This is a genomic window from Paenibacillus sp. 01T424 (assembly GCF_056398745.1).
Window position 1 is genome coordinate 73,959 of sequence record NZ_JBFTPZ010000009.1, and the last position, 24,174, is coordinate 98,132.

22 protein-coding genes are annotated in these 24,174 nt (G+C 41.9%); 19 read left to right on the forward strand and 3 right to left on the reverse strand.

Annotated elements, in window-relative coordinates:
* Positions 1-446 precede the first annotated feature (446 nt).
* The 7 genes from AC1DPK_RS09940 to AC1DPK_RS09970 all read left to right on the forward strand — a co-directional run bounded on the left by AC1DPK_RS09940 (position 447) and on the right by AC1DPK_RS09970 (position 5,825).
* Positions 447-1,349 (forward strand): AraC family transcriptional regulator, encoded by a 903-nt coding sequence (locus tag AC1DPK_RS09940; RefSeq protein ID WP_441877997.1) that lies wholly within the window; start codon positions 447-449, stop codon positions 1,347-1,349.
* A gap of 95 nt (positions 1,350-1,444) precedes the next feature.
* Positions 1,445-2,071 (forward strand): class I SAM-dependent methyltransferase, encoded by a 627-nt coding sequence (locus AC1DPK_RS09945; protein WP_441877999.1) that lies wholly within the window; start codon positions 1,445-1,447, stop codon positions 2,069-2,071.
* Positions 2,072-2,692: 621 nt separating this feature from the next.
* On the forward strand, positions 2,693-3,238 hold the full coding sequence (locus AC1DPK_RS09950) for a 50S ribosomal protein L25 (protein WP_076268662.1): 546 nt from the start codon (positions 2,693-2,695) through the stop codon (positions 3,236-3,238).
* Positions 3,239-3,419: 181 nt separating this feature from the next.
* Positions 3,420-4,013: a DJ-1/PfpI family protein gene (locus tag AC1DPK_RS09955; RefSeq protein WP_339206579.1), complete on the forward strand. Its 594-nt coding sequence runs from the start codon at positions 3,420-3,422 to the stop codon at positions 4,011-4,013.
* Between the two features lie 141 nt (positions 4,014-4,154).
* Positions 4,155-4,355 carry a hypothetical protein gene (locus AC1DPK_RS09960; RefSeq protein WP_477510173.1) on the forward strand — a complete coding sequence of 67 codons (201 nt, stop codon included), beginning with the start codon at positions 4,155-4,157 and terminating at the stop codon, positions 4,353-4,355.
* Positions 4,356-4,501: 146 nt separating this feature from the next.
* On the forward strand, positions 4,502-5,329 hold the full coding sequence (locus tag AC1DPK_RS09965; protein WP_477510174.1) for a helix-turn-helix transcriptional regulator: 828 nt from the start codon (positions 4,502-4,504) through the stop codon (positions 5,327-5,329).
* Between the two features lie 133 nt (positions 5,330-5,462).
* A complete protein-coding gene (locus AC1DPK_RS09970) occupies positions 5,463-5,825 on the forward strand; it encodes a cupin domain-containing protein (RefSeq protein WP_441878039.1) in 363 nt (120 codons plus the stop codon).
* A 301-nt stretch (positions 5,826-6,126) separates the two neighbouring features.
* Here AC1DPK_RS09970 and AC1DPK_RS09975 read toward each other — a convergent pair whose 3' ends face one another.
* On the reverse strand, positions 6,127-6,765 hold the full coding sequence (locus AC1DPK_RS09975; protein WP_441878004.1) for a nitroreductase family protein: 639 nt from the start codon (positions 6,763-6,765) through the stop codon (positions 6,127-6,129).
* Between the two features lie 119 nt (positions 6,766-6,884).
* On the opposite strand from AC1DPK_RS09975, the gene AC1DPK_RS09980 reads away from it, so the two are divergent.
* Both AC1DPK_RS09980 and AC1DPK_RS09985 read left to right on the forward strand, forming a co-directional pair.
* The gene (locus tag AC1DPK_RS09980) at positions 6,885-7,244 is read left to right on the forward strand and encodes a MerR family transcriptional regulator (RefSeq protein ID WP_477510175.1); all 360 of its coding nucleotides are present in this window, start codon (positions 6,885-6,887) and stop codon (positions 7,242-7,244) included.
* A gap of 447 nt (positions 7,245-7,691) precedes the next feature.
* Complete coding sequence (locus AC1DPK_RS09985; protein WP_477510176.1) at positions 7,692-9,122, forward strand: VanZ family protein; 1,431 nt, start codon at positions 7,692-7,694, stop codon at positions 9,120-9,122.
* Positions 9,123-9,288: 166 nt separating this feature from the next.
* On the opposite strand, the gene AC1DPK_RS09990 is transcribed toward AC1DPK_RS09985, so the two are convergent.
* The gene (locus AC1DPK_RS09990) at positions 9,289-10,092 is read right to left on the reverse strand and encodes an AAC(3) family N-acetyltransferase (protein ID WP_477510177.1); all 804 of its coding nucleotides are present in this window, start codon (positions 10,090-10,092) and stop codon (positions 9,289-9,291) included.
* Positions 10,093-11,071: 979 nt separating this feature from the next.
* On the opposite strand from AC1DPK_RS09990, the gene AC1DPK_RS09995 reads away from it, so the two are divergent.
* The 7 genes from AC1DPK_RS09995 (at position 11,072) to AC1DPK_RS10025 (ending at position 18,757) form a co-directional block, all read left to right on the forward strand.
* The gene (locus AC1DPK_RS09995) at positions 11,072-11,716 is read left to right on the forward strand and encodes a hypothetical protein (protein WP_477510178.1); all 645 of its coding nucleotides are present in this window, start codon (positions 11,072-11,074) and stop codon (positions 11,714-11,716) included.
* A gap of 511 nt (positions 11,717-12,227) precedes the next feature.
* Positions 12,228-12,899, forward strand: coding sequence for a hypothetical protein (locus AC1DPK_RS10000; protein WP_477510179.1), 672 nt, complete (start codon positions 12,228-12,230; stop codon positions 12,897-12,899).
* Positions 12,900-13,135: 236 nt separating this feature from the next.
* The gene (locus tag AC1DPK_RS10005; RefSeq protein WP_477510180.1) at positions 13,136-14,062 is read left to right on the forward strand and encodes a hypothetical protein; all 927 of its coding nucleotides are present in this window, start codon (positions 13,136-13,138) and stop codon (positions 14,060-14,062) included.
* A gap of 92 nt (positions 14,063-14,154) precedes the next feature.
* Positions 14,155-14,517, forward strand: a complete 363-nt coding sequence (locus tag AC1DPK_RS10010) for a BlaI/MecI/CopY family transcriptional regulator (protein WP_076268671.1) — start codon at positions 14,155-14,157, stop codon at positions 14,515-14,517.
* Between the two features lie 2 nt (positions 14,518-14,519).
* A complete protein-coding gene (locus AC1DPK_RS10015) occupies positions 14,520-16,472 on the forward strand; it encodes a M56 family metallopeptidase (RefSeq protein WP_477510181.1) in 1,953 nt (650 codons plus the stop codon).
* A gap of 585 nt (positions 16,473-17,057) precedes the next feature.
* A complete protein-coding gene (locus tag AC1DPK_RS10020) occupies positions 17,058-17,753 on the forward strand; it encodes a lysoplasmalogenase (RefSeq protein WP_477510182.1) in 696 nt (231 codons plus the stop codon).
* 548 nt (positions 17,754-18,301) lie between these two features.
* Positions 18,302-18,757, forward strand: a complete 456-nt coding sequence (locus AC1DPK_RS10025) for a hypothetical protein (protein ID WP_477510183.1) — start codon at positions 18,302-18,304, stop codon at positions 18,755-18,757.
* 222 nt (positions 18,758-18,979) lie between these two features.
* Here the strand turns inward: AC1DPK_RS10025 and AC1DPK_RS10030 are convergent, their stop codons facing one another.
* Entirely contained in the window at positions 18,980-19,303 is a 324-nt protein-coding gene (locus tag AC1DPK_RS10030) for a 2Fe-2S iron-sulfur cluster-binding protein (RefSeq protein ID WP_477510185.1), read from the reverse strand.
* Positions 19,304-19,732: 429 nt separating this feature from the next.
* Here AC1DPK_RS10030 and AC1DPK_RS10035 point away from each other — a divergent pair, with 429 nt between their 5' ends.
* The 3 genes from AC1DPK_RS10035 (at position 19,733) to AC1DPK_RS10045 (ending at position 24,114) form a co-directional block, all read left to right on the forward strand.
* Positions 19,733-20,596: an AraC family transcriptional regulator gene (locus tag AC1DPK_RS10035; protein WP_477510186.1), complete on the forward strand. Its 864-nt coding sequence runs from the start codon at positions 19,733-19,735 to the stop codon at positions 20,594-20,596.
* A 77-nt stretch (positions 20,597-20,673) separates the two neighbouring features.
* Entirely contained in the window at positions 20,674-22,470 is a 1,797-nt protein-coding gene (locus AC1DPK_RS10040) for a sensor histidine kinase (RefSeq protein WP_477510187.1), read from the forward strand.
* A gap of 3 nt (positions 22,471-22,473) precedes the next feature.
* The gene (locus AC1DPK_RS10045) at positions 22,474-24,114 is read left to right on the forward strand and encodes a response regulator (protein ID WP_477510188.1); all 1,641 of its coding nucleotides are present in this window, start codon (positions 22,474-22,476) and stop codon (positions 24,112-24,114) included.
* Positions 24,115-24,174: the final 60 nt, after the last annotated feature.

The following is a 24,174-nucleotide window of genomic DNA, read 5'->3' on the forward strand; positions in this document are numbered from 1 at the left end:
GAGATTCGAAGTACATCGTTCATGTGGCGATGTACTTCTTTGTGTTGTGCTCGGGATCTCAGAAGTCAACACGAAGTCAACGAGTACCCCTTGAAAATACTTACAGGAATCCATTACCCGGGCGTGTCGCTCATATGCTCTCCTATACATCACTTCTAACATTATTTTGATAAGTTAATTTTGACGCATTAACCCAATCAACTCAATAAAGATATAAAATATGAATTCAACAAAAAATCAACAATATTATCGTGAGTGACGTTTATTTTTAATTTCACTACTTACGTTGGTTGTTATCATAGTCGAAGTGAATAACAAAAGCATTAAGACCGTCTCTACTAGGGATGCTTTCTTGTGGATTCGGTATTATCGTGAATAGTAGGAATTTAGCAAGAAAAATCAGGACAACTCCACAGTAGTCTATTACTCTTAACAAGAGGTGATTTATGGGATATTACACTTATATTCGGGATACCATCGATTTCATTGAAGAAAATCTGTGTGAACAGATTTCCTTAGAACTCATTTCTTCCAGACTCTCCTTTTCTCCTTATCACTTTCATAGAGTTTTCCATTATCTTACTGGTATTGCCGTCATGGAGTATGTCAGAAAGAGGCGGTTGTCCCTATCGGTGAATTGGCTGGCGAACACGGATGAGAGCATTATTGATATTGCTTTTAAGCTTCAGTATCAATCTCCCGAGGCGTACACAAGAGCGTTTAAGAGAAATTTTGGATTAAGTCCCAGCGAATGCAGAGTAAAAAAGACGTATGATCATTTAAAAATACTGGAAAGATTGGGGGAGCATCAAATGACGGCAATGGAATTCAAAGGAGATATAGTGATGCAGCCTACTATGAAATTAAAACCCGAGTTCAGAGTTATTGGTTATGAGTTGGATACATCAAAAAGTAATACAACCATCCCTGAGTTTTGGAACAAGTATCTTAGTAATGACTGGCCCAGTACAATTCCTAACTGGATTGATCCTGCAAGATGGATCGATTTGGGGATATGTCATAATTGGAAGGAGGACGGGAGCTTCAAGTATCTTTTGGGAATGGAGGTCACAAGTTTCGATAATGCTCCGATCGGAAGTGTTTACAAAACATTTTCTTCCGCCACATACGCCATTTTTACAACGCCACAAGTTCCGCGTGATGTTTTTGTCTCATCAATCAGCAAGTCTTGGGATTATATATTTAAGGTGTGGTTGCATCAATCCGAATATGAAATCACCGAAGGTCCGCAATTTGAGCTGTATGATGAGCGTTGCCAAGCGCATATCGATAGTCAAATAGACATCTACATACCTGTAAAAAAGAAGGCGAGTTATAGTGATCGGTAGAGTGGATGAGCATGATGAACACATTTGGGAAAGAAGAGAAGCCATTGCGCTTTTGCGATCAATTCCGAGTGTATGTAATAAGTAACTAGAAGGGTGTGCTTGATCTGAACGCTTACGAAGAAGTTTGCCAGTGGGAAAGGACGGAAGCCGTTAAGCTCTTAAGTCAATCTGGGCTTGAGGCAGGAATGACCGTTATGGATATTGGGTGTGGGTATGTACACTATACGATACCGGCAGCGATTGCCGCTGGAACAAATGGAAGCGTAATCGCTATAGAGAAGTTGAAGAAGATCATTAAGCATGCCGAGAGACGACTAGACGAAGCGGGTGTAAAGAATGTTGAATTGATGAATACGAATCATCAAGGCTTACCAGATGAAGTGCAAAACCAGATTGACTTCCTAATGATGTACGACGTCATTCACCATTCGCCAAGGAGTGAAATGCTCGAAACTGTAGTTCGATGTTTGAAGCAGGGTGGTATTCTTTCATTCCTCGCGTTTAAAGATCTCAGTGATTATAAGCCGTCCTTGTTTGAAAGAGTGTTAAAGGAAGTAATCCAAGATATAGAAGCCTCCGGGTTTACGATGAAGAGTGAAATACCATTTGGTGGCGTGCATTTTGATCATTTTCACAGCAGCTATCATTGGAAGAGATACGGTGAGGTCCGTCTAGCATCCCTTGAACGAGGCACTGTGTATAATTTCATGAAGGCTAAATAATACACACATATACAGGAGCGAGGTAACGTTTTAAAGGAGAACATTTCCTAAGTTGGAGATCTCCTTACATCCGCCTCGCTGTTCCAATGGACTTGGCGAAATAATGACAATGATGTCTCGGACTGGCATTATCGGAGCGTAACCTCGATGTATCTCCCGAATGTTATACGACAGCTGGAGTGATTGGATTAGTTTCTCTAACAACCCCATCGCCATGCAGCTCGTAAGCTGCGGCGATGTATTTTTATATCGTGAACTCAACACGAGGTCAACCAATGGATTTCGAATGATGAAATGAATTATTTTCAGAAGCCTAGTGTACGCTCTTATTCATTCTAAATACACAAAGATACCGGAACCTTTGCCCGTAATTGCCTAGCGTCCTGATTAGACAACGTGACGTTTGTATGATATGGTGTGGTTTACAGATAGGCATTCCACTTTCCGAAGTGGGGTGCCTTCCTGTATATTTACGGAGGTTTTACATTAAATGTATTGTGCCGTAATCGGCAGAACATGGAGGTGGTGATGCTATGTTTCGCTCTTTATCCCCAATCGGGGAAGATTCAGCGACTAAGGAACGAGCGCAAAGATCTTTTAATAAAGAGGAGAGAGTTAAGCATGACAACATTTATGCAAGCAGAGAAACGTACACATTTGAATACATCAGGGCTTCGTAATCTACGTAAATCAGGTCGTCTGCCTGGTATTGTGTTTGGTAGGAATGTAGAAAATAAGATGGTTCATATTTCAACGATAGAATTTCATAAGTGGTTGAAGCAAGGTGCATCTGGTTTTATCGATATACAGCTTGACGGGAAAGATTCGGTGTCCGTATTGCTTGAGGATCTCCAGCGAGATCCGGTAACGCGTGACTTGATTCATGTTGATTTCCAGCAAGTGCAGAATAACGAAATCGTATGCACAAAGATTCCGGTAAAATTCATAGGCAAGCCAATCGGATTGAAGCAGGGCGGGATTGTACAACTTCAGTCCGAGTTTATTGAGGTAGAAGCATTGCCAAGGCATTTGCCGTCGGTGATAGAATATGATATCAGCGGTATGAATATCGGTGAATCCGTCTATGTGAAGGATTTGGATTTGTCTTCAGAAGTTACACTTATTTCCGGTAAAAACGAGTTTCTCGTATCTGTAGTGAAGCCTTAACTCATCCTATTAGGTTTCAACTATTAAAAACACGTCGTATCTGCAGCTTACCTGCTGGTACGACGTGTTTTTGCGTAATTTGACATCTTCCTCCCGTTCTTAAGGACCATTGACGGCGCTTGCAGATTATCCCCATAATAGAAAAAGGTGTTACATAAATTTACAGTTGGGAGAGGGTAAAATGTCCAAACGCGTGCTTATTCTAACGGGCGACGGTGCAGAGGTTCTGGAGGTTTATTATCCATTCTATCGGTTGAAGGAAGAGGGCTACGAGGCTGTGATCGCTTCGCCGAGAAAGAAGACATTGAATACGGTATGCCACGACTTCATCGAGGGATGGGATACTTATTCGGAGAAGCCAGCTCATCTGCTGCCGTCTGATATAGCCTTTGCGGACGTGGAGCCTGCTGACTACGATGCCTTGATCATCCCAGGCGGACGCGCTCCCGAGTTCATCCGCAACGATCAAGATCTTCCGCGAATTGTCCAGCACTTTCTGGATGCAGACAAGCCTGTAGGCGCGATTTGTCACGGTGCTCAGGTATTCTTGGCACTGCCCGATCGTTCCTACTTCAAAGGCAGAACGTTAACGGCATACAATGCGTGCAAGCTAGAAGTCGAATCACTCGGCGCAGAATATGCAAGCGAGACACTGCATGTAGACGGAAATTTAGTATCGGGTCACGCATGGCCTGATCTCCCTGGATTTATGCGGGAATTTCTAAATCTGCTTGGCCGGACGTCGAACAAGGAACTAACCTCAACCACGAACTAATTCTTAATACAGCGAATATGCATCGCCTTTCAAGTGTTGGCTTTGCATACGAATAGAAGGAGGAAAAGGCACTGTTGGGGTGTCTTTTTTGACATATGCGCGCCTAGCCAGCGACGAGTAATTGCTGAGAGGCATAACAGTATGAATGATTTAAATACATGGCCATGTGGGCTTAATGCTCAGGCTATGTATTTTTTTGTGCTTGGAATCAATACAAAGCCAACGAAAAAATTGGAATATGCTCATGAAATGCTCTTAACAGAGTACATGCTCATAAACTATAAACTCTTAGTAGAGAATATGATGTCTGGTTACTTAGGCTGTCAGCAGCAATTTGACTAACGGCAGATTGGTGATGATAATTGTTATCAATAACGTGGAAATAGATGAGAGCCCTCATGCTCACCTTTCTATATTCCAACGGACACTGGATATACAACGATCAGTCAGGATTAACGGTCAATTACCATTGAAATGAGGTAAGCATAGTGAAAATCGACGTTGATCGGTTAGCAGAACATCTGGCACACACTCCTTTTCAAGTACAAGGAGTATATCGATATGCGAGAAACCCAGGCGTGCCTCACGCTGACTATACAGATTCTTTTCCTGGATTTGTGTTTCCTCTTACAGGAAAAATACAATTTCAATTTAATGACACGCCTTATATCTTTTCGCCAGGAAAAGTTGTACATGGGGCTGCAAAAATGAAACTAGGCCAAAAAGTGTTTGGTGAAACGGACTGGGAATATATCTTAGTTTTATACCGGATATGTAACTCGGAACTAGAAGAGTCAAGCTTTTCGCATCAGCATTTTGAATTATTAACAGGGCAGTCCCCTCGTCTAATTGAATTAATTATGCGTCTTTGGCGTGTTTATAATCAGCGTGGAGGCATATCAAAGTTTCAGACCGAGATGCTGTTTCGCGATGTGCTGAATGAAGCCTTATTATGTGTTGATAATAGGCAAAATAGCTGTGAATCACATACTTTATTCGAACGGGTATCTAATTATATTCAAGAATACTATTATCAAAGCCTTACAATAGCATCGCTTGCAGAACAGAATAACGTTAATCGCAATCGACTTTCTTACGTGTTTAGAAGGCATGCAGGTATGGGGCCTGCACAATATTTATTACAATATCGTATAAACATGGCGCAAGAAATGCTTTTTACAAGTGATGCACCTGTACAACAAATTGCAGAAACTGTTGGATTTGCTGACCCCTTTTATTTTAGTAGAGTGTTCAAAAAGCAATTTGGTATTGCTCCTACTGGATATCGAGAAAAGTTCATTAATAATCCATTCTAGTTTCAATAAGCATCCATTCAAATCAAAATATGACTTTACTATAATAATGGAAACGGAAATAAGCGCTTTATTACATCCGAGTGTCTGTTCACTATAAGGGTATATTGGAAATTTGAAAAAGGGAGGGGTTAATATCCATTATCAAGCTATTAATCTGAATGATAAGCTAACTAAATTCAATGACTATTGGTCTCTGAAAGTCATTGGTGAAATGAATGACTATCAATTTAAGCTTATTAAGATTGCTGGGGATTATGAATGGCACGTTCATGAAGATACCGATAAGGTATTTATCGCACTTGAAGGGGAGATGATCCTTGATTTTCGTGATGGTCAAGTGATAATTTCCAAGGGTGAAATGTTTATTGTCCCTAGGGGAATAGAGATGAAGCCTTCCGCCGAAAAGGAATGCCATATCATGCTGGTGGAGCCTAAAAGCGTTATAAACACTGGCGATATGGAGCCCGACTTAATAGCAGCCGATACATGGATCTAGTGCTTTTTACTAGTACGAACTAGTCTATGAGAATATGTTTTCTTGTGCCAATTCATGGGAGTGATGAAGTGGTAAACCGTATTCGGGATGGCTTAATTTCCAGTGGGGTTTGCTGTATTAAGACAGCCTGATTGGGAGATTTGCTTAATAGAAATGTCGTGTTTAGTTTTTGTCGCTACAATGAAGGACACCCAATCAGGGTGTCCTTCATTTTGCTTTATAGATGTTAAGGTGAACCCTTAACTATTGCTTCCTGTTTATAAGCGATTTTGCTTATTTTAAGTTTTATTTTGAATAATGATTATCTCCAAAATGTAATCTTGTCAGAACTTAATCGAACGGATTCATGTCCTGCTTCCTTTGCTTTTCCTATTGAAATAATCATGACCGGAACAAAGCGCTCTTCATCTAAATCAAATGCTCTAGCTACTTGGTCAACTTCAAATCCTGCCATTGGATTCGTATCATACCCATGTGCACGAGCTACTAACATTAACTGCATGGCAAAGAGGCTGCTATCGACCTTTGCAACTTCTACTTTCATTTCCTTTGGTAGAGTTGGATACATCGATAGAATGGTTGCGAGTTGACTATCCCGTACTTCAGCTGGCATTTTACCTTGTTCCACGGCAGTATTATAAATTTCTTCAACATATAAATAGCTTTGGGTATCACCAAAAATTAATAACATGGCAGATGAAGTATCGTTTTGTAATGTATTGAAACGTACAAGGGGTCTTAGTTTCTCTTTTCCTTCCGGAGTATCAACCACAATTACACGCCAAGGCTGCATATTAGCAGAGGACGGAGCCAGACTGGCTTCCGAAATCATTTCACTTATCTCTTCTTTTGATATTTTAATGTTCTCATCATAATTACGCACAGAACGTCTTCCTGTAACTATACTGGTGAAATTGTTATTTTGAATGTGGTTAAACATAGAATCTCTCCTTTTGATAACATAAGACTTTTTGACATTGTGTATGTCGTTCGTTATCATAATTGCATTATGAACTATAAACCAAGGTTTATAGCAAATGAATAAAGCGAGGCCATAAGATGAAAATAAATGATGTTTCAAAATTAACGGATCTGCCTATATCAACCTTGAGATTCTACGAACGTAAAAACCTAATACCGGACACATTTGTTAAAAGAGATGCAAATAATTACCGTATTTATACTGAGGAAATTGTTGAATTTCTAGAAGATGTAAAGGCACTTTTATCCGTAGGATTTTCGGTAGAAGAGTTGAGTTTACTAGTAAATCAAGAACTTAATTTATCATATGAGGTAAAGAAAAAAGTAGTTGAACAAAAAATTAAAGAAATTGAAGATATTCAGAAGCGATTAAAAAAGTCGAAAAAATTTTTGCAAGCAACCTTGGAAGGAAAAGCGAATTTTCAAACGAAGTGTTAATGCTGTTGAGAGTCTAAAAAAGTATGAATGATTTGTACACATCACCATGTAGGCCGCGTGCCTTGGGTGATGTTTTTTTATGCTCCAAGATTACTCGGCCTTTGAAAGTACTCGGGAGATACTTCGGCCCAAACGCAAACAATGTGCTGATCGAAGGGGGAATTTGTAATCGGTAGCCTACTAGGTTTGCATTTATTTACTTCATTTTCACCTGCAAAACTAAACTATAAGGTATTTTCCTTGGGCGATGTATTTTTGCGTTCGAAAGCTCATCGCTATATTTTTCAATAAAGCCCTGTCGAGGACAGATCTTTTAAATTATAAACCTTAAATATTATTAAAGGTTTTTTAAGGAAATAGAAAAAGACGATTTAAATTGCCGTGTTATAATGAAAAACCACAAGAGTAAGACAGTACGATTTTGTGTTCGGTATGAGGAGGAATAATGTGAGCATTACAGATATGTTCAATTACTTACGCTTTCTGGGATTGCCAGTGGTCATTGTAGTTGGAATCGAGCTGCTTCTTATTGCAGGTTATTATACATTTTATTATCGCAAAAGAAGGCGAGAGGAAGAGCCCTGGCTGCCTATGAGCAAGCTTATTCTCGGTGCGCTTTTCATCGGTTATATTGTTTTTGTTCTCCAGTTGACCGTTATCGGCCGAGGTACGTCACATTTCTTGGAAATGAACTTATATCCTTTCGGTGGCTACATTGAAGCATGGCAAAAATACTCGCTAAGAGAGTTTCAAAACGGCATTTTTAATATTTTAATGTTTGTGCCATTGGGGATTTTGCTGCCATGTTTGAGTTACAAGTTTAGAGCGTTCAAACCGCTTCTTCTTGTTGTTGTATGTGCAACATTAGCTATCGAAACGTATCAGACGCTTACTGGCGCAGGTCTATTTGAGGTTGATGATCTTATTAACAATACACTCGGCGGCATTATGGGCTACCAGTTATACAGGCTTGCTGCTTCTATCATTGAGCACAAAAAACTTAAGATCAAGAGCCTGCTGGGCAATCTGTCCATCCCCATAGCAATCGGTTTGATGTTTTGTGCAATGAGTATCGTCTACAATCAGCAGGAGTTTGGTCAACTAGCCATTAATTCATATCACAAATGGAATATGAAAGGCGTTGAGCTTAGCGCTTCACTCACGTTAAGCCCAGAACCAAATGCTGCAGCGGTATACAAAAGAGTCGTAAATAATGATGAAATCGCAGCTCCGCTGCGGCAAAAACTAGCATTGACCGAGCTAAGCGTCAAGAAGTGGGGAAGTGATCGTGAAAGTGTGTTAACGAGCAATAGCGGAATACACTACACGTTATTTCAATCCAAAGAGGGAAACTGGTCGTTAACTGAAAATGATTACGTCCCAGCGCAAGACTCGCTAATTAATCCGAATTCTATGTTAGAGAAGGCGAAAACGATTGCGGATGATTTGGGCTTGCCTACCGAGAAGGCTGAATTACGAGGAGTAGATGACGGTGAGTATGCATGGTCGCTATCGCAGATCCCTGGAATGAACGAGGATTACTGGACAGGCGATTTCTCCATTGGCCTAAAAGAGGATGGCAGCATTTACGCGATCAATAGCGGAATTAAGCACAATCAATTTGTGCGGACGATGGATCTATTATCTCCAGCCGAAGTATATAAACGCATAGAGGATGGGGAATTTCAACAGCTGCAAAGAAATGCATTATTAACAAAGGATCAGCTTGAAATAAAAAAGGGTGACCATCTAGAAATAAAAGGAATAGAACTAACCTATATGTATGATTCAAAAGACATTTATCGGCCTGTATATCAGGTTAATGGAACATATAATGGAGATCCCAACTGGTTTACCTTGATTGATGCGAAGAATTAAAAAAGCTGATTTGGGCTTATTTTATTTTGATTCATAACCCTGAAAGCATATCCCTAGAAGCTCAGCTGGCATTTATAAAAGGGTACCCATACAGTGGACATTTTTAAAAGAATGTTTAGTGTAGGGGTACCTTTTTGTAGCTAGAGTGATTAGTGGGGGCGAGCCGTCACGCTCTATTCTTCTCCATCCAAGGAACGGTCCAGTCGATCAGGGGTCTTACTTCCATAAATCGCACATCAGCATTTCCTACTTTATGAATTTTTATATTTTTTTGTTGATCATATTCGTTTCCTAATCTACTAAAATCTTCGTCGTCGACTGCTTGAGTAGAATAAGTAACCCACGTTCTCTTGTCATCAATCATGATTGCACTGCTCTCATCTGCAAATCTTTTGGAAGAAAAATTCGCTCTCGTTTCCGCTAAATGCAGAGATGTATTTTTTTCATAGCCAACACCAATTAATAGTACATGTCCATTTAATTTATACAATTTATCTACAGGGGAACCGCTGCCAAAAATATTACTTAAATCATGTTTTTCTGTTATATATTCCGCGTGTTTCCCTACTGCTGCTATCGACCTTGCCGGGTGATCAGACCTTTTTGCCCCTGGCCACTGTCTAAACATTTCAGCCACGACACCCATACCGATGGCAGGTGTTATTTCTTTATCATATGCAGGCCAATTCTCACGAATAATAGGCCACCATTCCTTCGGTTCATTCCAATGAACTCCAGTAGAGGGATCAAGGTTTTTCCATGTCTGAGAAGGCATCATCAATGTTCCTTCTTCTCCTACGATTTCAAGAAGTGACCTAATCAATGTTTCAGCCCCGCCTACAACAAATCCCAAGCTTTTTAATGAAGTATGTACGAATATGGTTTGCCCTTCCATTAATCCGCAGTTTTTAAATTGTGTAATTAAATCCTCTTTCGTTAAAATCATTCTCGTTTCTTCGTTTCCAGTCATTGTACATCCTCCATTTCATTTGGAAAACAAAATAACCCCGCTACAGGTAGCGGGGTTGTCTCTAGCATTGCCAGAAAAGCATAGCCCTTGAATTACTCAAAATGGAATTATTTTTCAATAGTATACCAACAAAAATGACAGTCTACAATGGTCAGCAGAAAAAAATACTGATGAAGACAGAACGGACAACGTGTTGAAAGCAAGCTCTTAACTCTCGATTATGGTCTGTATACGACTCGATGTGCCTAAGATCGTCGCTAGTCTGAACGTATTATTCCATCAGCCCCTCGTCTACGGGCTTATTGCTCATGATTGGCCCCTAAAAGTAGTCAAGGGAGGTCGTTTCATAAGGGCGTTTGTATATCCTCGGAGTCAGTCCAGTTGGTGGGGGGATAAGTAGCTGGAGTGATTTGAGTTCAGAACATAGCAATCAGGTTGCTATAGGTGTGAAGCAAGTGCCGAAAGTAGTCGCATAACAGTATGTGAATTGGGTTTACATTACAATGTAGGCTGTATACCTTGGGCGATGTATTTTTTATGATCCGAGATAATACTTAATATCATAAACCACTTTTAAAATATTTAATTGGAGTCAACTTACATAATAAATCTTTATTTATTTTCCTATATTTAATTTTATATAAATAAAATTTTAGTTATATGATTTAAAAATGGTAAATGATAATCTCATTTTTGCGTCCCGCATGCGGCTTTTCGGAATATACTAAATATATTTTCGGTGAAAAATATGTAAAAACGTGTAATGATTGTATTGGGAGAAAGGGATGAAGATTTCAAATGAAGGAAAGGATATTGAAAGTTTATAAGGGGGGATAAACATAAATTCTATATAGCTTTTTGTTAAGACAATAGTTTTTTAATTTAATTAGCTGTAGAAAGGGTTATTTTCTTTTGGTTTATTTCATTGATTTGTATGTTTTTTATAGTAAATATTAACCAAAAATGGAGGGTAATATTTGTGAAAAAGATATCAATAATAATTCTTACATTAATGTTATTATTTTCTGCTGTTCCAACAGTGTTTGGCCAAGATGTTGAAAGCATCTCTATTGAACGGGAAATTGGATTCACAACTTCTGACATTATGGGTTTGGAAAAATATATCTCAGTTAATAAAAAAGGATTTTTTGAACTTGATTATCTTCTAGCTGTGAGGGATAATATTCAAAAAGAGTTATTAGAAGGCCAACAAAATTATTTCAATGAGTTGAATAAACTAATAGCTGAAAATAAACTTATTGCTTTTCCTGACCTTACTATTAAGAGCAACATAAAAGATCAGCTAGACTTAAATATCCAACTTAATAAATCTTCATGTGATGGAGTAACAAAGCCAACAGAATATCATTGGTGGGGATACAGTAGATTATTAGATAGTTGTAATGCAAACGGACTGGCTGCTGACTTAGCAGGAGCAGCATCAATAAGTGCAGGTGCAGCGGTTATAGCAGGCATTTTTGGTGGAGTTGCAGCAGTACCTCCTGGAATTGCCGCTGCATACTGGGGATTAGTATCTGCTCGGATTTATGCGAATAATAGCCACAGCACAGGTATTTATTTTGGAATGACTTGGGTCTATGTATTTAATATTGAACCTCAATAAGAGGAATGCGGTGATAAGATGAAAGAGTTAATAGTACCATATTCAATGATGGCTTTGGGTATTATAACAGTAATTCTATCGCTTATAAGGCTAAGAAAAGAGTTTAAGGATTCTTCAAATCCGAAATTTAAGAAGAACTTGAAATGGAAGCTTGCTTTCGGAACTATAATCGTTGTAGTTATTATTATATTTCTAACCAATTATTCAGTATCTAAATACTAGTGCTTATATGACAACAAAAAGTCGGTAGTCAACTCATGCGAGTTGCTTCCCGGCTTTTTGTTTTGTATGTCCACACTAGATTGAATGTTTATAACAACCGAAGTGTCTAAGACCTTCGCTAGCGGTTGTCCATTTAATCATTCAATGGAAATAGCGTTGACACCTGGTACAACGGTTGTATGATGAGAGGGTGTATTTGAGTGGGAATGGTGCATCAACTGCTGGTGATGATCTTGGAGCAAGAAGAATCAGATCGTCGTAGATACTTCACTCATTTGGAGGTGGACGTATGAAGAAGGAATGGGAATGGAATGTTAATGTTCGCTCTGTAGAACGGGAAGAAATCTGCTTTGCCTCAAATACTGCTTGGCAGGTGCAGGTGCAAGGCTATCGGCTATATGTTAATAAGGATCTGTCAGCAGAGCTACGTGCGCAGGATCAGGTTCGAATGACTGTTGGTGATTTAGGTAAACCTGACTGGGCTGCTTTTATCGGAACGGTAGTGGATTGCAGTACTGATTCCATCCTGCTTTATACGAGTCCCCAATATGAGTCAAATCTAATGAACACAAGGAAGTTTGAACGCCTATTCTCACCGCTCACTTTTATAGAGGGAGCCCAAAATGTTATTGATAAGTTCGGTTTCTTCCCCCCGTTTCATTACGATGAAATAACGAAGGTCCGTATGGAAGATGCAGGACTGCATGGCAATCAGAAAAAATTGTCTGTAACGATCAGGCATACATCCGCAGGCGGGCTGGAGCAAACTATTGCTTTGTATTTCGAAGACATTCAGCATGAGAAAATGAGCCCAACCGAGGAGTGCAATATCTGTTTGCAGCTGAGTCTCGCCTATGAAGGCGATCAAATTCGCGTCGAATTGGATGCCGTATCTGGGTTTGAAGCATCGTTTCTATGCCGAAAAATGATTGTACAATTTCACGATGAGAGTAAGAGCTGACAAACTTCATAGGCCAGACACTGAAAATACAGTGCATAATGGATCATTGATTCATATGCGCTGTATTTTTTGATGCCTAAAAATAAATTTTGTGAAGGCAGGTCTACATGACCTCATTTAACACATTTTCCTTTGCCATACTTTCGCCATGTTCAGGAGCGTTCTGCTCAGACATAATTCAGTTAATAAGTACAGAAGTTAGTTTGTTTTATAACTGTCTTTAAGGAGGAATGGGCATGTTTAATAAAACGGTGGCGCTTCAACCTTTTGCTGATATTTCTGCGTATACGGAGGGGTTCAAGATTGTCTCGGCACAAATTGGCTCCGATGGCTGCATGTATGTTTTGCTCATTAACCAGATCCCAATACGGGAACGAGGTATGTTCGTCCCATCGACTCTAAAGAAACCATATACCTACAAGGTGCTGCTCGTAGAAAAAGATTATGTTGATGAAGTAGTGTTTGCGGATCAACATTTCAATTATCATTATGTTCAGCCGCTTCATAATCGTCTACTGTTAGTCGGAGCGCGCTGCTCTTACTATGGCGAAGGCAAGTATGATCTGAATGCTAAAGTGTGTGATTTTAAAGGGAATACGATCCGAGAATTTTTGCTTGGAGACGGCATTCAAAGTGTTCAGGTGACGGAGAAAGGGATCATTTGGACCAGTTATTTCGACGAAGGCGTGTTTGGAAACAACGGTTGGGATAAACCTGTAGGTGCGCAAGGTCTTCTAGCTTGGGATGAGAACGGCAATAAATTGTATGAGGATCAAGTGTCGGATATCGCCGATTGTTATGCGTTGAATGCAGCTAACGATGAGAAAGTTTGGTTTTATTATTATACAGACTTTTTGCTGGGCTGTATTTCCGGCGGAATCGAGCAGCCCAAGGTCACCTTTATAAATCCTGAGATTTCCGGCTCTTCGGGGTTTTGTACGGATGGTTATCACTTTCTGTTCGATGGTGGTTACGGAAAACACGGAACTTATATTCTTAAGAAAAATGAAAAACCGGGGAGCTTATCAGCAGGGTGCAAGATCCATTTTCTGAATGAAAAAGCTGAGCCGCTTGTCCCGTTAACACAGGATTTTCGAGAGAATCGAGTGCTTTTCAGTGAAGGAAGCTTGTTGTATCTGGTGTCAGTTGAAGAAGTGGTTTAGCCTTGGTCTCCTATTTCCATTGACTAATCTGGTTTATAGTTATAAACTCGTTACATGGGTTTATGATTATAAACCAGATAGGGGAGGTTATTATGAGTAACTTAAAGCTATGTGAAAGTGATTATCGCTTTATGCTAGTTGTGTGGGAGAGCGAGCCGGTGGCATCCGGAAGGCTGGTAACTCTTTGTTCAGAGAAACTCGGCTGGAAGAAGCCAACCACCTATACCGTGCTTCGGAAAATGTGTGAAAAAGGACTTCTTAAAAATGAGGATACAATGGTAAGCTCCATTATTCCAAAAGAGCAGATCCAGGCGTACGAAAGCGAGCATTTTATTGAGCGGACTTTTGAGGGCTCGCTGCCCCAGTTTCTCGTCTCTTTTTTCGGCAATAAAGCTCTCTCCAATAAGGAAGCTGATGAGCTAAAGCGTCTAATTGATGAGCATAAGGAGGGATGAGTATGGAAACGTTGTTTCTAAAAATACTCAATATGTCCCTCACGGCGTCTTATGTCATTATCGCCGTGCTTCTCATCCGTCTGCTGTTGAAACGGGCACCAAAGAAATATTCCTATATGCTATGGGCGATTGTACTGTTCCGCCTAGTTTGTCCGGTGTCTATTTCCTCCGAGCTCAGCCTCTTTAATGCTCCCCCCTTTGATATGACTGCAGCACAAAAGAGCGGCGAAGCGGCACTGAGCTATGTCCCAGCGGACATCGGCTATATGGAGAAGCCGGGAATGACGGTAGGCATACCGACCGTAAATGTCATGATAAGCGACACGCTGCCTCCAGCAGACCCGACTGCTAGCGTAAATCCTTTGCAAATATGGATACAGGCCGGTACTGTTCTATGGTGTTTAGGTACCCTTTCGCTGCTTGTTTACAGCTTGGTGACCTATTTCCGATTGAAACGCCGTATGGCTACAGCAGTCCGTTTGGATAAACATATATTCGAGTCCGACAGCATCCGGTCGCCATTTATTCTTGGCTTTATCAAACCGCGAATTTATATTCCCTTTGGGCTTCAGAAGCAAGAACGAGTTTACATTCTGCAGCATGAAGCCTACCATTTAAAGAGGAAAGATCACCTAATCAAGCCGCTTGCCTTTGTGGTTCTTGCTTTTCACTGGTTTAATCCGCTTGCTTGGCTTGCTTTTATATTAATGGCCAAAGACATGGAGATGAGCTGCGATGAAAAGGTGCTATCGGAGACGGGTTCAGGAATCGCGAAGGAATATTGCACATCATTGCTCTCCTTTGCGGCAAACCGCCGCTTACCGTCTGCTAGTCCGCTAGCCTTTGGAGAGACAGGCATCCGTGAGCGCGTCAAAAATATATTACGCTTTAAGGCGCCCAAAAAACGGGTGATTGTATTCTCAGCAGCTGCTTGTATAATTGCTGTTGCCGTCTGTGCAACGAATCCAATCGTGAATGGGGCGCTGCAAGAGACTGGAGAACCGTATGGCAGCTATCGCTTTGAGGAACAGGTGTATATGAATTTACTGAGCTCGTTTGTAGCTGTCGATGGGTTTAAGGAGTACTATACATTTACCAAAAACTCGCTTATTATAACCGACGGAGCCGGCAATCAACAGAAAATGAAGGCTGTTTATGAACGGAAAGCTTTAGATGTGCAAAAGTTTAATGAAAGCTTTATGCCTAGCATTAATGTTCCTAATATTTTAGGTTATAAAGAAAGATATGAGTATGTATTAACCGATTCTGCCGTTGATCCTGAATATCGTCTTTTTCTGCTGGATGATGAGATATGGCTGGCAAAAACACATAAGGATAACGTCAATACTTTAAAGAGTGAATATATTTGGAGCATCTACAAAATTTCGAAGCTAGACGAGGAAATAGTAGAATCGGAATCTATAGTGGGAACTCAAGACGGTGTTAATGCTTTTTTAGCTTTGCAAAAGGAATTTAATTCAGGCTACGACACAGACAAGTGTTATAACATCACACCACAATCTATTAGTGAAAACTCTGAATATAGTATTTTCAAATATGACAAATCTGCCGCATCATTTTTGTTATATAAGGGAGTTGTCTATCCGCTTGGCGAGTGGTTTGGCGGGCTAGGCGTAACCAGCATGACTCTAGCCGATATGAATAATGACGGGGATTCCGAATTGTATTTTACATACTCATGGGGTTCTGGCCTTCATCGCTCTCATGCGGCTTATTTTGACCCGTCTGCCAAAGAAATTGTAATCTTACCCTACACAAATATGAATAAGGACATGACCCTCGTGAATCATGGTGACGGCAGTCTATCTCTATATGGAGCAGACATATCAAATCTAATAGATTTTGCCCATTTCGATAGGAAGAAAACTGATTTTATATCGGATATTGTATATGAGAAAGGGCAGATCTTATTAAGTGCAGCAGCTAATGAGTAAAGACGAWGGCGAACGCATTGATAGGTATTATGAAAGCTTCATATGCATAGAAGGTAGAAGCTCAAATCACGGTAATTGAGGATGCAGCTTTCACTGCTAAGATCCAATTTCCATCCCAAAATCATTTTTCTAACGAACCGTATTGCCCTTATTATGTAGAAAAGTACAACTATTTTATTTTAACGAATCTGGATAACGTTATATCATGCTTTATTAGGTGTTATGAGCTGCTTTTCTCGAATTAACGATTCTGGAGTTCGTTACAATTTTAATCGACTACCTATGGCTTAAATAGGACCTATAAGGTTCGTAAGCTATAGGAATGGTAAGAGAAGGGCACCTTCTGCCTAAGCTCCATCAAAAAACAAAGCTGGGTCTGTTTCAAGCGTAGGTAACTCTACTTTTGGGACAGCCCTTTTTTAAATTAAGGAGTGGCGATAAGATACGAAAAAAGACTAACCGTTCTCTGTTTTCGTTTATTTCATTCCTTTGTTCTACTTTGAATAAGCAAAAATATTCATGTTTATGTCAGCGTTTACATCGCATCTAGGTTCGGGTAAAGTGATGGAATAAGGGGGATCGCATATGCGTAGAAGTTGGCTGCTGGGACTTATTGTGTGTACAGGTGTAATTCATCTTGCGACGTTATCAGTGGAAAGTACGGTGCTGCATTGGATATTCAAGCTTCTGCCAATTGCGCTCATTATTACGCTCGTTGTTTGCAGTGTACCAGATGGACGCGGCCAAGCGGTTTATAGGAAGCTGATTCTGACAGGGCTGCTGTTTAGCCTATTGGGAGATGCGTTTCTACTGCTTCCTGATGATCCGTGGTTTGTGTTCGGGTTGGGTGCGTTTCTAACGGGGCATTTGTTTTATGTGGCTGCAATGGTTGCTCGTTGGTTTAAGCAGCAATCGCTTATGAGCTGGTACGGTGTGCTTGCGGGCTTGATTATCGTCATTTACTCGGTGCTGCTGGGCAGTCGCTTTTATGAGCATATTTCGGGGGAGGAAAGCTTAAGCGGGTTATGGATTCCCGTCGTTGTCTACATTACCGTTATTGGAGCGATGTGCTTTACGGCAATTATGAGCCGCAATGCGTTTGCGATTGTTGGTGCGATCCTATTCGTTGCATCGGACTCGATACTGGCTTGGAATAAGTTTGTCGCAGAAGTGCCTTATTCAGGTCTCCTTATTATGTCTACTTACTTCGCAGCTCAATTGTTGATTGCTTCAAGTGTACAGAAGGTCGAGAATGTTGGAGCGGCGGCCGCTAAGCCTTAGAACATCCCTCTGTGATTAAGAATACGAACTTGATAATTGTGAATCAAATTGGATCGAGAACAAGTGTCGCCTGACACCTGATCCAAAAGCGCTTGCGATCGTAGGAGATCCCACATGAACAGCGATGAGTACCGAAAAGCGAGTTATAGGATGGAGGGAACTCGCGATTTACACGGCGAACCTCGCAAACTCTCTGCTATCCCTTGGAACTCTACGCAGCTTGTTGGCCTTTGCTTGGGTATCGATATGTGCTCCGGGAGGAACGAACCGATTGGGGGCAATTAGACGTTTGGAGTTGTTTATCTTAGTGTTATTGTTGAATGATGGTTTCCAAAGCTTAATATTATTCCCCGTGTCTTATTCTCCTCATGAGCAGTTTATATGCCTTCCAATTTAAACTATTCAGCATGTCTGTGAATGTCACAAGATTTTCAGGTTATCTATCAGGAGTATGCCTTCCCAACCCATTGAACTGCCGTATACACACCAAAATCTATTAATCTCCATATGATAGTAGTAATTCTACTAATATTAAGGAGATGATAGGAATGATGAGAACAGGGGGAAGCAAGAGCGGAGGAGACCGAAGTTCAGGTTGCACATGCTCAAAGAACAGGAGCCATGGCGATAAAAGTGAAGGCCACAAGAGTGGAGGCCACAAAAACGAAGGACATAAAAGCGAAGGCCACAAAAATGAAGGTCACAAAAATGAAGGTCACAAAAGCGAAGGCCATAAATGCTGCTGCGGTAAAAGCAGTGGAAGCAACAGCAATATTTTAAAAATTCTTTTGCGAATTGGTGTAGGAACACCTAATGTTCGGATTCATTTTGATGGAACATCGCATGTAGGCGTTTATTTGGGCATTTCAGATGGCAGCGTCATTCTTAATGTAAGAGGTGTCGTAGCATATATTAAAATTACTTCTATAACGGCTGTAGAGTTAGGTGTTAAAGTCAATAGAAAGTGTAAGAGAAAACAGTCGTGGAAATGCAGAAAAACATAAGCTAAATGTGTGTACTCACTGGATATAACAACCGTACTGTTAGCAAGAAGGCCGTGTTCATTTCCTTGTTTGGGTGGCACGGTCTATTCATTATTCCTATCTATACAAACAAAAAAAGGGCTAGAAGCCCTTATTGCCGTAGATATGACCCAGATGGAGCTAGCTCACTTATTGTTATGATCGAAGCTTGCTTTTCCATCACCATATAACACGGGAAAATGATTAATCTTGGGGACGAGTGCCGGGCTCCAGGCCAGTAGAAGTCGCTGTCTTAATAAGCCGGACCGATAGGTCGCTATGCAGCCGAATTTGGCAGGATAGTCGAATAGCTGCATCCTCGATTCCTTTGTTGCGAAGAACTGTCGCTTCTGCCTCGCTCATCTCGCCTGCATCTCCAGAGAGAACTTCTACAGCGCATGTCGTACACCTAACGTTCCCGCCGCATCGGTGCAGGACGTCGACTCCATTATCCTCTAACATTAGCACAAGCTTTGTGCCTTCAACTGCCTGAATGGCGTTTCTTCCTTCTACTTGAACCGTTGGCATTTGCCATTCCTCCTCGAATTGTTCATCCTCATATTACCTAACCAGCTTATATTAAACCATTATCTTATAGAATAAGTCCAATTCTATAGCCAAACTCTTTTTATAGTACGAAAACCCACAAGAGGGGGGCAATTTTCAGAGTATCTTTCTTAAAAGTAAAATAGCTAAAATAAAAAGAATCATAACCATTAAGATCATTCATCCAACGGGTTTCGGTTCTTTAATATCGCCAGCTTAGCGGGATGCAGCGGCCACCCAGTGGCTTTTTTTCACTTCTAATAAAATTAGCATTATGTTAGGTGAACTAGACAAGAACAATCACTACTATTATTATAATTCTTATAATAATACGATTTATTTTGAATTGTGAGAAATGATATAGTTGTCATTATGTTATATGTATGTGGAAATGATTATGGGATGGGAGTGATGGCTGCGATGCAGGAATACGAGTATGAGTTTGCTGATTTCATTTACTATACGCCTGGGCAACTGGAAAAGGAATGTCGTATATGGCCGGTTCGAGCGGGTCGCTGTTTGGCCAAGCCTAACTATAAAGTGGGACCCAAGAGGATCGAGTGCTACAGCCTTCACTTCGTGCAGGAGGGAATGGTTCGGCTGCAGTACGAAGGCAAGCAGGTGGAGCTGGAGAAGGGCGACGTGTTTTGTTTATTTCCTTATCGTAAATATTTCTACGACATGCTTCCCTCTGATCGGCCGCTTCAAATGAGCTGGTTGGCGGTGGATGGCGATAGGGCAATGGCGTTGCTAGAGCTTGCGGGCTTAACGCATGAGTATCCGTTTCGCAAGAAGGCGCTGACCTCACGAGTCAGAGCATCGGCAGACCAAGTCATTCATACGCTTGAGGGGGCTCAGCGGTGGAATCCGGCAGGTGCGCTTGAGCTGCAAAGCCATATTTGTGCCTTATTCGCCGGGTTGATTCCGGAGTCGGTACCTGCTCAAGAGGCCGAGCTTGCCGGTTGGATTCATGAATGCATGAAATACATAGAGCTGCACGCCTCAGAGGGAATATCCGTCCAACAGGTAGCAGATTTCGCGGGTGTTCATCGTTCCTACTTTACCCAAGTGTTTACAAGCCAAGCGGGTATGCCGCCAATGAAGTACATGCAGAAGATCCGCATGGACAAGGCGAGGCAGCTGCTAATGGATACAGACGCGACGATAACGGAGATTGCTCTATCCCTTGGGTATCCGAATCTATATACGTTCACCAGAGCTTTCAAGACTTATTTTAAGGAATCCCCCTTAACTCTGAGAAAGACATTTGGATAAGCTCAAGTAGGTACAATATATTTGAAAACGATTACAAGATAAACACTTCCTTATGTTCAAAAAGGAGATTTCGCGATATGAAGTTATCCACCCTTCAACGATGGATTTCGCCCCGTTTAAGCATCCAAGGGAAGATATTCATCGCATTCAGTCTAGTCGCCCTGCTTTCCATATTATCCGTATCTGGCATTGTCTATTTGAATATGCGCGAGACGATAAAGGATAACGCAGTTACTTCGGTATCGGATAGTATTCGCCAGGCGGATGAATCCCTAAATATTATGCTGGAGGAGATCGACCGGCTGAACACGGTAGTAGTGACTAACAAAAACACGGTGATCGATACGCTGCTCAGTCCATCGGAAGAGATCAGCTACGAATGGTTTTTAGAACAGAAGCGGATTGAAGAATTTCTATCGGTGCTGATCGATTATAAGCCTTACATTTCTAGGATTGCCGTTGTTGGGTTGAATGGAAAGGTTTTTTTCTCCGGTGGTCCTTGGCTGGACCGGACGGTCCTTGGGTCACAGATGATGGATTATACGCTTGGAAACGGATCGCGCCATGCCTATTTGAAGCAGACCGGCGTGTCGGATGCCATTACCGTAGGCAGAGAAATCCGTTATGACCGCGAGACAATCGGCGTAGTCATGGTCGATTTAAACTATGATTTCATTAAAAAAACGTATGGAGTGAAGCCGACCGCCGATAGCATGCTGTATGTGCTCGATAAAGAAGGCGGATTCGTGTATCAGTCCGAATCGGCGCCGTCTTTTGCTCCTCCTATTGAGAAGATTGTAAGCATTAAGCAGGAATTCAAAGGCCCTGGCGATGCGGCGGAAATGATCATAGATGGAAGAACCTACACCGTTGTTAGACGTTCATCGGAATATACGGGCTGGACTACACTGGCGCTAATACCGATGGATTCACTGCTTAGTGAATCTGCGAATCTTCGCAAGCTGATGGCTGAAGTATCGGTATTTGTTTTGGCCATCGTGTTAATCTGCTCACTGCAGGTGTCCTCCCGGATCACCATAAATATTCGGCGTCTGAAGTCCATGATGATGCGGGTGAAGGACGGGAATTTGGAATTTCCAATGAAGGAAATCAAAACGAAAGACGAGGTAGGCCAGCTGTACCACGTCTTTATCGGTATGGTGGAGGAATTGAAACGGCTGCTGGAAGGAATTCGAATCAGTGAGAAGGAGAAGCGCGAAGCGGAGTTGACGGCTCTTCAGGCGCAGATACGTCCACATTTCCTATACAATTCCCTAAATACAATCAAATACTTGGCTAAGCTGAACGGTGTGCCCAATATCGAGGAGGTATCCGGCTCTTTAATCGAGCTGATGCGCGGGGTTTTAGGTAATTCCAATGAATATCTTACGGTTCGAGAGGAACTGGACTATGTAAGAAGTTATATCTCCATCGTGAAATATAAATACATGCAGCCAATTCCGGTGTATGAGGAGATTGAGGATGAAGCCCTGCTGGAATGCCGGGTGCCCAAGCTTATGCTGCAGCCTATTGTGGAGAACGCCATCATTCATGGGATCGGCTCGCTGGAGGAAGGGGGAGCGGTCATGATTCGCGTTTGCGAAGAGAATCACAACCTAAAAATAGAAGTGACGGACAATGGCAAAGGTATGACCCTGGAGCAGATGGGTTTGCTGCTGGGCGAGCATAGCAAAGGAGAGGCTCCATCACGTTTCAGTGGCATGGGAGTGCGTAATGTGCATGAACGAATTGTTCGCATAAATGGAGAACCTTACGGTGTAAAGCTGTACAGCGAGCTGGGACTATATACGAAGGTCGTAATTACACTTCCCGTTCTACGGGACACGGAAAAATTAGATCATGAGGTGATATAGGTTATGTTTCAAGTGCTGTTGGTTGATGACGAGCCGCTGGTCCGCAACAACTTATCGACGCTAATCAATTTCCGGAAACACGGCTTTGAAATATGTGGTGAAGCGCACAACGGAGTCATGGCCCTGGCATTGATCGAGCAGTCTCCGCCGCATATCGCCATTATAGACGTAAATATGCCTGAAATGAATGGTGTGGAGCTAAATCGAACGATCAAAGAAAGATATCCTGCCATTAAGACGATTATGCTTAGCAGCTTTGACGACTACGATTATGTGCGTGATTGCTTGAAAAATGGCTCCATTGATTATTTGCTGAAGCATCGTCTCGACGGAGCAACGCTGATTGACATGTTGAACAAAGCGGTTCTTGCACTGCGGCAGGAGGATCGGCTGTTGGAGGACCGCAATGATCAGAAAGCGATGGCAGAACGAATGAATCCCGTGCTCATCCGTGGTTATATTGCCGATTTGGTAAGAAGGAAACCGCAGTCCGCCCAGGAGCTTGAAGTCTTTGCACGGAAGAATGGGCTATATCCTCAAACGGTGAGCTACGCTGCAGCGTCTCTTCAGATTGTCCCTTTCCTGCTGCTGACGCAATCCTGCAGCGACGTACAGACCAATCGGCTCGTCCAGCAGGCTGTTGAGATCATGCAGCAGAGTCTGGGTGATATACAAGAACGTACAGCTGCCTACCTTGAGAACGGACGTATGGTTGTCGTTTTTTCGTTCAAGGAACGAAGCGAGCATGCAGCCGCAAGCGAGGCTGACCGAATGATGAGCAAGCTTCGCCACGCGCTGGAGCTATTCCTGAATTTAAAGTGCGTCTATGCTGTCGGACATTTATGCAGCAGCCTGTCACTTCTTAGAACGAGTTACGGTTCCGCAGAGCGATTGCTTGACTTTTCACCCAATGAGGAACTGACTGGCCAAGTGAATGGAGGGGGAAATGGCATATACGGACAGCGCGTCTCTTTAACCATCGAGGAGCAGAAACAGCTGCTGCTCTCAATCGAGATGCTGGATAAGGACGGCATGCAGCGGCTGATTTTATCCGTATTCGATTCGATTAAGGGGCAGCCCATTCACTCTCATTCCGTGCAAATGATCATCAGCGAGCTTCTGCATATCGCGGATAAAGTGTTGAAGAAATGGCTGCCTCAGCATGGCTCTGCGATGGACAAGCTTCCTGCAAGGAGCGAACTGGGCAGATTAGACAGCGTCGGAGAGATGGAGCAATGGCTGCAAGCCTTCTATGCCAGCCTGTTGAGCCTGCTCAAGGAGACCCATTCAGTGGGACCGTATTCACGGCATGTATCGCAAGCGATAGGATTCATTCTGGAAAGATATTCAGGCAGCGTCACCCTGGAGCTGGCAGCGGACGCCATCAGCCTGAATCCATCGTATTTAAGCAGAATATTCAAAGAAGAGACGAAGTCGACGTTCTCAGAATATTTAAACCGGATCCGAATCGATGCTGCGCGCAAACTGCTAGAGAACGGTCAATACTCGCTCAAGCAAATCAGCAGTCAAGCGGGCTTTTCTTCCTACAACTATTTTTTTAGAGTGTTTAAGGAAATGACCGGCGTGACGCCCCAAACGTATTTGAACGGTTTGGGAGGCGGGGGAGCTGAAGCGAAGTTGTAAAATATGTGGAGTAAATAGTCATATTATTATAACTTTGTGGCGAAACGGGTGAATTATAAT

What these genes read in the sequence shown, in the direction of transcription:
- AC1DPK_RS09940 (WP_441877997.1), top strand. Translation starts at nt 447, where the DNA reads ATGGGATATTACACTTATATTCGGGATACCATCGATTTCATTGAAGAA.
- AC1DPK_RS09950 (WP_076268662.1), top strand. Translation starts at nt 2,693, where the DNA reads ATGACAACATTTATGCAAGCAGAGAAACGTACACATTTGAATACATCA.
- AC1DPK_RS09955 (WP_339206579.1), top strand. Translation starts at nt 3,420, where the DNA reads ATGTCCAAACGCGTGCTTATTCTAACGGGCGACGGTGCAGAGGTTCTG.
- AC1DPK_RS09960 (WP_477510173.1), top strand. Translation starts at nt 4,155, where the DNA reads ATGAATGATTTAAATACATGGCCATGTGGGCTTAATGCTCAGGCTATG.
- AC1DPK_RS09975 (WP_441878004.1), bottom strand. Translation starts at nt 6,765, where the DNA reads ATGTTTAACCACATTCAAAATAACAATTTCACCAGTATAGTTACAGGA.
- AC1DPK_RS09980 (WP_477510175.1), top strand. Translation starts at nt 6,885, where the DNA reads ATGAAAATAAATGATGTTTCAAAATTAACGGATCTGCCTATATCAACC.
- AC1DPK_RS09990 (WP_477510177.1), bottom strand. Translation starts at nt 10,092, where the DNA reads ATGACTGGAAACGAAGAAACGAGAATGATTTTAACGAAAGAGGATTTA.
- AC1DPK_RS10000 (WP_477510179.1), top strand. Translation starts at nt 12,228, where the DNA reads ATGAAGAAGGAATGGGAATGGAATGTTAATGTTCGCTCTGTAGAACGG.
- AC1DPK_RS10005 (WP_477510180.1), top strand. Translation starts at nt 13,136, where the DNA reads ATGTTTAATAAAACGGTGGCGCTTCAACCTTTTGCTGATATTTCTGCG.
- AC1DPK_RS10010 (WP_076268671.1), top strand. Translation starts at nt 14,155, where the DNA reads ATGAGTAACTTAAAGCTATGTGAAAGTGATTATCGCTTTATGCTAGTT.
- AC1DPK_RS10015 (WP_477510181.1), top strand. Translation starts at nt 14,520, where the DNA reads ATGGAAACGTTGTTTCTAAAAATACTCAATATGTCCCTCACGGCGTCT.
- AC1DPK_RS10020 (WP_477510182.1), top strand. Translation starts at nt 17,058, where the DNA reads ATGCGTAGAAGTTGGCTGCTGGGACTTATTGTGTGTACAGGTGTAATT.
- AC1DPK_RS10025 (WP_477510183.1), top strand. Translation starts at nt 18,302, where the DNA reads ATGATGAGAACAGGGGGAAGCAAGAGCGGAGGAGACCGAAGTTCAGGT.
- AC1DPK_RS10030 (WP_477510185.1), bottom strand. Translation starts at nt 19,303, where the DNA reads ATGCCAACGGTTCAAGTAGAAGGAAGAAACGCCATTCAGGCAGTTGAA.
- AC1DPK_RS10035 (WP_477510186.1), top strand. Translation starts at nt 19,733, where the DNA reads ATGGCTGCGATGCAGGAATACGAGTATGAGTTTGCTGATTTCATTTAC.
- AC1DPK_RS10040 (WP_477510187.1), top strand. Translation starts at nt 20,674, where the DNA reads ATGAAGTTATCCACCCTTCAACGATGGATTTCGCCCCGTTTAAGCATC.
- AC1DPK_RS10045 (WP_477510188.1), top strand. Translation starts at nt 22,474, where the DNA reads ATGTTTCAAGTGCTGTTGGTTGATGACGAGCCGCTGGTCCGCAACAAC.